The organism is Actinomycetota bacterium (assembly GCA_012837825.1).
In the GTDB taxonomy this organism is placed as follows: Bacteria; Actinomycetota; Humimicrobiia; order Humimicrobiales; family Humimicrobiaceae; genus Humimicrobium.
Genome location: DUQM01000006.1, coordinates 1 through 3,045, shown reverse-complemented (window position 1 = coordinate 3,045; position 3,045 = coordinate 1). Strand labels below are relative to the sequence as shown.

3 protein-coding genes are annotated in these 3,045 nt (G+C 37.4%); all 3 read left to right on the top strand.

Going from position 1 to position 3,045, the window contains the following annotated elements:
* Positions 1-1,004, top strand: a 1,004-nt coding sequence (locus tag GXZ93_00440) for a PstS family phosphate ABC transporter substrate-binding protein (GenBank protein ID HHT78263.1), incomplete at its 5' end; no start/stop codon positions are given.
* Between the two features lie 61 nt (positions 1,005-1,065).
* Complete coding sequence (gene pstC / locus GXZ93_00435; GenBank protein ID HHT78262.1) at positions 1,066-1,944, top strand: phosphate ABC transporter permease subunit PstC; 879 nt, start codon at positions 1,066-1,068, stop codon at positions 1,942-1,944.
* Between the two features lie 65 nt (positions 1,945-2,009).
* Positions 2,010-2,864, top strand: a complete 855-nt coding sequence (gene pstA / locus GXZ93_00430) for a phosphate ABC transporter permease PstA (GenBank protein ID HHT78261.1) — start codon at positions 2,010-2,012, stop codon at positions 2,862-2,864.
* The last annotated feature ends 181 nt before the right edge of the window (positions 2,865-3,045 follow it).

Below are 3,045 nucleotides of genomic sequence, written 5' to 3'. Positions count from 1 at the left end.
GTAATAAAATTTATATTAAGAAAAAATTATATGGTAAAAATTATTACATGATAAAAATTGCCAGGAAATCCCTTTCTTTATTAATTATATTAATCATTGCTTCTTTTGCTTTTTCTGGATGTGGAAGTAATTCTCCGGAAGGACAGACAGAGAGTGCCGGACCCTGTGTAAATAGTTCTTCAGGTGAGTCTGCCGGCAGCGGAGCCGAAAAGAAATTTGATGGGAAAACACTGGTGCTGACCGGTTCAACAACTCTGCTTGAAGTTGCCAATAGCTGGGCAGAAGAATTTTATAAAGAATTTGGAGGACGAATAACCGTAAATGGCGGAGGATCCGGAGAAGGAATAGCTTCTTTAATCAATGGCACCACCGATATTGCAAATTCTTCCAGAGATATAAAGGATACTGAAATACAGAGTGCACAGGAAAACGGCATAAAGATACTTGAAATACCTGTTTTGTATGACGGCATTGCCATAATAGTTTCCGGAAACATAGATATCGGTGAAATCACCCTGGAACAACTGGCGAAAATATATACAGGCGAAATTAACAGATGGAGTGAGATGGGGGGTCCGGATAAGGAGATAACACTTTTTGCAAGAGATACAAATTCCGGAACCGGCGAATATTTTCTTGAAGAAATAATTCGAAGAAAAGGAACAGAAAAAAGCAAGGATTATTCGCAGATGACGATAAGGCTTAACTCCAATGCTGAGATAGTAAATAATATATTGGACACAGACAACTGCATAGGGTATATAGGTCTGGGATTTGTAAGATCTGAAATGAACACCCTTTATATAAAAAAGGATGATTCATCACAGGCTGTTATGCCTTCAGTAAAATCTGTCAGAGAAAGGATATATCCTATTTCCAGAGAACTTTTTATTTATGTTAATGAGGATAATATAAGTGATATTGCCAGAGGATATATTGATTTTATACTAAGCGAAAAAGGACAGAATATTGGAACCGAAGCAGGATTTGTTCCGGTAAAATAATAAACAACTATAAGTTCTTTAGCATTAAAAATTAGATCTGAAGTGATTTTTCAAAGATATAATGAAATCAAAGTGGAATAATTTTAAAAATTTTCTTATAACAAAATTCATTTTTTTAAATGGGATTATTTCCATAGTAGTTCTTACCGTAATACTTATATTTCTTGTTTATAATTCCATCAGATTTTTTTCAAGTTATCCGATTTTTGATTTTCTGACAGGGACAAAATGGTCTCCCACATCAACTGAGAAATTCGGCCTGCTTCCGCTTCTTGCCGGCTCAGCTCTCGTAGCTGTAGGAGCTATAATCATTGCTCTCCCGCTTGGTGTTGGAGCGGCTATTTATATAGGAGAGCTTGCACCCAGAGCTGTCAGAGAGACATTAAAGCCGATAATTGAAATTCTTGCTACTATTCCTTCGGTAGTGATAGGGTTTATAGGTATTCAGCTTATCGTACCGCTCATCAAGAAAGCATTCGGGCTGCCAATAGGGCTGACAGCTCTTGCGGGTTCGGTAATGCTTGCTTTTATGAGTCTTCCAACAATAATATCCATTTCGGAAGATGCCATAAATGCTGTTCCCATAAAATTCAGGCATGCTTCACTTGCGCTAGGGGCAACAAAGTGGGAAACGACATATAAGGTTGTGGTACCTGCCGCGAAATCAGGGATAGTCGCTTCCATAATGCTTGGACTCGGGAGAATAGTCGGGGAGACAATGACCGTACTTATGGTTACCGGAAATTCCCCAAGAATAGTTTTTTCCTGGCTTCAGCCGGTCAGAACAATTACTGCGACAATTGCAGCGGAAATGGGAGAAACCGTAAAGGGGGGTTTGCATTTCTCTTCTTTGTTTGCAATCGGCCTGGTTCTTTTTATCATCACATTTCTTATAAATTTTATAGCCGACAGGTTTATCGGAAGAATAAAAAAAATGTAATATTTATGGAAAAGTTTCCTGTGTTTTGCAAATTTTGATAATGAAAATAAGAGCTGAAAATTAAAATGAAAAAAAGATATCTGCAACAGAAAATATTTTACGGACTTCTGCTTTTCTGTACTCTTGTGGTGGTAGTTTTTGTCCTTGGTATTATAATTTTTCTTGTTATAAGGGGAGCCAGGGCAATAAACCTGAATTTTATTCTGGGTTTTCCTGAAAACGGAATGAGGGAAGGCGGAATATTTCCGGCAATTTTAGGCACTCTGTATCTGATGATAGGTACTATAATATTTGCTCTTCCAATCGGTATTTTCGCAGCCATCTATATAAATGAATATGCCGGAAAGTCAAAAATAACCAGAATAATCAGACTGTCAATAATAAATATGTCCGGGGTTCCTTCTGTTGTCTTCGGGCTTTTCGGACTTGGATTTTTTGTTCTTTTCCTTAGACTTGGCAAATCAATTCTTGCCGGCTCGCTGACGCTTGCGCTTATGATTCTTCCCGTAATAATAACTTCAACAGAAGAAGCTTTAAAGTCTGTCTCGGACACCTACAGGCATGCTTCTCTGGCGCTGGGCGCAACCAAATGGCAGACAATTTACAAGGTTGTTCTTCCGCAGGCTCTTCCAGGCATTATCACAGGTTCTGTAATAGGTATAGGAAGGGCTGCAGGTGAAACCGCACCTATAATTTTTACAGTAGCAGCTTTTTCCCAGCCTGGACTCCCAAAGTCCATACTTGACCAGGTAATGGCTCTGCCTTATCATCTTTATGTTCTTGCTACTCAGGTAACCAATCCTCCTGAAGACATACAGTGGGGAACAGCTCTTGTGTTGCTTTTCCTTGTATTGTTCTTTTCTGTAATTGGAAGCATTATAAGAGTAAGACAGAGGCTGAAAAAAAGGGAATTATCCTGATATCCGCCTAAAATAAAATCCCGGGGATATTATTGGCTTTATATATTTTTATTTATTGTTAATATATTTAATATGTAATTTTTGTTATATTATATATTGTAAATTTTAATATTTTTCTGATGGAAGCAAAAAAGATATGATTAAAAAATTTCATGAAAAATTACAGGAAATAACCGAAAGT

Excerpts from the sequence above, each read along its gene's own strand:
- pstC (HHT78262.1), top strand. The coding sequence starts at position 1,066 with ATGAAATCAAAGTGGAATAATTTTAAAAATTTTCTTATAACAAAATTC.
- pstA (HHT78261.1), top strand. The coding sequence starts at position 2,010 with ATGAAAAAAAGATATCTGCAACAGAAAATATTTTACGGACTTCTGCTT.